4 protein-coding genes are annotated in these 3,543 nt (G+C 63.1%); 1 reads left to right on the top strand and 3 read right to left on the bottom strand.

Annotation, left to right across the window (positions count from 1 at the left end):
• Positions 1-251 precede the first annotated feature (251 nt).
• The gene (locus J2T23_RS19820; RefSeq protein ID WP_307362943.1) at positions 252-1,232 is read right to left on the bottom strand and encodes an aldo/keto reductase; all 981 of its coding nucleotides are present in this window, start codon (positions 1,230-1,232) and stop codon (positions 252-254) included.
• Between the two features lie 227 nt (positions 1,233-1,459).
• Positions 1,460-1,828: an aldo/keto reductase gene (locus J2T23_RS19815; RefSeq protein WP_307362940.1), complete on the bottom strand. Its 369-nt coding sequence runs from the start codon at positions 1,826-1,828 to the stop codon at positions 1,460-1,462.
• A 168-nt stretch (positions 1,829-1,996) separates the two neighbouring features.
• Here J2T23_RS19815 and J2T23_RS19810 point away from each other — a divergent pair, with 168 nt between their 5' ends.
• Entirely contained in the window at positions 1,997-2,875 is an 879-nt protein-coding gene (locus tag J2T23_RS19810) for a helix-turn-helix transcriptional regulator (RefSeq protein WP_307362937.1), read from the top strand.
• Positions 2,876-3,162: 287 nt separating this feature from the next.
• Here the strand turns inward: J2T23_RS19810 and J2T23_RS19805 are convergent.
• A partial coding sequence (locus J2T23_RS19805) for a hypothetical protein (protein ID WP_307362935.1) occupies positions 3,163-3,543 on the bottom strand: 381 nt, incomplete at its 5' end.

The following is a 3,543-nucleotide window of genomic DNA, read 5'->3' as shown; positions in this document are numbered from 1 at the left end:
GGGTGTGGGAGAGTAGGTCACCGCCGGAACAACTATTAATGGTCGAGGCCCCAACCACACGGTTGGGGCCTCCCACATTTAACACACAAAACACCACCTCTCAGCCAGGCATACACCGCGGCCGCCGAAGCCGCTTCCCTGCACGCCGCAGACTTGGGCGCTTGCGTCCATGGCAGCCACAGGTCGAAGGTTTCATGGCGTGTGGTCTGCCGAACCGGCCTGGTCCGGCACTTCCTGGTGCTGGTTGCTGGCTAGAAGAATGTCGGCTCGCGGGGCGTGTAGGGAGCCTCCAGCGCGGCCACTTCCTCGTCGCTGAGCGTGAACTCAAGGGCTGCGAACGCGTCCGTGAGATGCTTCGCCTTTGTCGCCCCGATGATCGGGGTATTGACGACGGGATTCTTCAGCACCCAGGCCAGCGCGACGGTAGCCATCGCGACGCCCCGCTCGGTGGCGATGCGCTCGACGGCGTCGACGATCGCTTTGTCGGAGTCGAGGAACAGCGGCCGGCCGAACTGATCCTGGCCCGGCGTGGACGCGGCCCGGGTGCTGGACTTGTCTCCCCAGGGACGTGCGACGATACCGCCGCCGAGGGGGCTCCACACCATGTTCCCGACGCCTTGGTCCAGGAGGAGACTGTGCATTTCGCGTTCTTCCTCGCGCTGGACCAGGTTGTACTGGTCCTGCATCGAGACGAACTTGGTCCAGCCGTTCTGCCCGGCCGCGCTCTGCATCTTGGCGAACTGCCAGGCCCACATCGATGAGGCGCCAAGGTAGCGGACCTTGCTGGCCTGGACGACGTTGTGCAGCGCTTCCATTGTCTCCTCCACCTCGACTTCGGGGTCGAAGCGGTGGATCTGCATCAGGTCCACGTAATCGGTGCCGAGGCGGGCCAGGGAGTCGTCAACCTGCTTCAGGATGGCCGCGCGGCTCAGCCCTCCGCCGTCCTCGCCCTCGTGCATCGGCCAGTAGATCTTGGTCGCCAGGATTGTCTGCTCACGGCTGCTGTATTCGCGCATGGCCCGGCCGACGATTTCTTCTGAACTGCCCATGCCATAGACGTTCGCGGTATCCCAGAAGTTGATGCCCAGTTCCACGGCTTGACGGAACAGGGGCGCGGCCGCTTCGCCGTCGAGGGACCAGTCCTGAAACTGGTTTGGGGTCCCGAAGCTCATGCACCCCAGGGTGAGGCGGCTGACTTTGAGCTCGGATGTGCCGAGTTGGGTGTATTCCATCGTGTGTTTCCTGTCAGAGAGATAAATAGAAGTTGTGTGTGGGTCAGGCTTCGGGGATCGGGAAGGCGTGCTCGGTGAGGTTGATGAAGTCGGCCTCGGGTCCGCGGCGCGGCCTTCTTGCAGGTGCCAGCGGAGCATGATCTGGGCCGGGGACTTGCCGTGCGGCTCCGCGATGTCCGCGAAGTGGCGTCGTCGAAGGTTCTTCTTGCTGTCTGCGAGGAGCTCCTCTAGCGCACGGTAGGCATCGATCGTGAGGTTGAAGGCAGTGGCTGGTGCAGCAGGACCAGGTCGATGTGGTCCACGCCGAGCTTCGCGGCGCTCTTCTCGAACCCGTGAAGGGTCGCGTCGCAGCCGTAGTCGCTGATCCAGATTTTGGTCTCGATAAAGTCCTCGTCACGGGACAGCCCTGAGTTGCGGATGCCCTCACCTACCTGTGCCCCGTTGCCGTACGCGGCAGCGGTGTCGATGAGGCGGTAGCCGGCCCGCAATGCTTCCTCGACGGCCGTGGTGGTTTCGTGGGGTGGGGTCTGGAAGACACCGAGCCCGACAGCGGGAAGGTCCACGCCATTGTTCAACGTGATCACGTTGTTTGTCATACCTTCAACGGTAGGCAGGAAACCCTCTCGGGTGAGAGCCACTGGGTTTATCCCCCAGGGGCTGCCCTCGACACCCCGCAGGGACAGCCGGTGGCCGCAAGGGTCCCAAGCCGGGGGGTAACCGCAGGGACTCCCACTCCCGCTGAGGTCCGGCCTAGCCTTGAGGGTATGGATACCCGCAATGACGTGCAGAAATTCCTCACCGCCCTGCGCGCCCGCATCACCCCGGAGGTGGCGGGCTTGACCGCGTTTGGTGGGGAACGCCGCGTTCCCGGCCTGCGCCGCGAGGAAGTCGCACAGCTTGCCGGGGTCAGCACCGCCTACTACACGAGGATGGAACGCGGAGACCTCAGCGGCGTGTCCGAGAGTGTGCTGTTCGCCCTCGTGCGGGCGTTGCAACTGAACGAGGCTGAAACCGCGCACCTGTTCGATCTGACGCGTGCGGCGACCGGACCGCGCCGGGCACCCAAGACAAAACCCCAACCACGGGTGTCGCCGCGGGTCGCCCAGCTGATCGACGCAATGGGCGACGTTCCCGCGATCGCGATGACCCGGCTCGGGGACCCGGTCGCGTCCAACCCCTTGGGCCGGGCATTGTTCCCCGACCTTTTCCCGGCAGGAAAGCCGGTGCTGAACAGCGCCCGCTACATGTTCCTGGATGAACGTTCCCGGGTGTTCTACCAGGACTGGGGGACGATCGCACTCGAAGCCGTATCGGGAATGCGGCTCTTGGCCGGCCAGGATCCCACCGACAAAGCCCTGATGGCCCTGGTCGGTGAGCTCGCGACCCGCAGCAACGAGTTCCGGACCTGGTGGGGAGGCCACACCGTACGGAGCCACTCCACGGGTACCAAACACCTCCACCACCCCGTCGTGGGTGACATGACCCTCGGCTACGAAGCCCTCGAAATATCATCGACTCCTGGCCTGGTCCTCATGACGTACCTCGCTGAGCCTGCCACCCCGTCCGCGGACGCCATGAACTTGCTGCGCAGCTGGACCGCAAGCGAGGCCCGCACCGACGAGGCAGCCCGCACCAGCCCCTGAGAGGCAAGGCCCTTACCTCTTGTCTGGGTCGCCGGGGTAGAACCGTCAGCAGCGTGCGGCCAGACCTTCTGGAGCCATGTAGCCGGCGGCGGAACATTCGATGCCGCTCCGGGTGGCCGGCGACCACCTGAAGCAGATGTGAGCCACTGCATAGAAAGCCCAAATACCTCCGGAACGTGAAAACCCGATGCGGGGGCCCGGAAAACCTCGGTTTCTCGGGGTTTTTGGGGTGGTGGGGGTGGGGCCTTGGCCGGTTTGCGGTGGGCCGGGTGGGCGTGTATTGTTTTCTAAGTCGCCGCGGGGGAGACAGTGAAGAACTGTTCACCGGGTGGCCAAAACCCCCAAATCAAAGCCAGATTCTGGTTGCTCTTTAGGGCGCTGGCAATCGGTTGGGGCGGTCTTCTCTTCGATGTGGGTCCTGAAAGATGGATTTGCTTCGGGGCGGGGGATCGGGTAAGTTTGAAAAGTTGCTCCGGAGCGATCCTGAACGTAAGTGTTTGGGTGGTGCCGGGTGTGTCTGTTGTTTGAGAACTCAATAGTGTGCCAAGTTTGTTGATACCGATTATGTATGTAATTGGTTGAATTTGCCGAATCGTGCCGCCCCTGTGGTGTGGTTTGGTGTTTTTAGCTGGTTTCAAATTTTGTGCAGCTTTTGCCGCCGTTATTTC

It is taken from the genome of Pseudarthrobacter niigatensis, assembly GCF_030812615.1.
In the GTDB taxonomy this organism is placed as follows: domain Bacteria; phylum Actinomycetota; class Actinomycetes; order Actinomycetales; family Micrococcaceae; genus Arthrobacter; species Arthrobacter niigatensis.
This window is presented reverse-complemented; position numbering and strand designations above follow the sequence as displayed.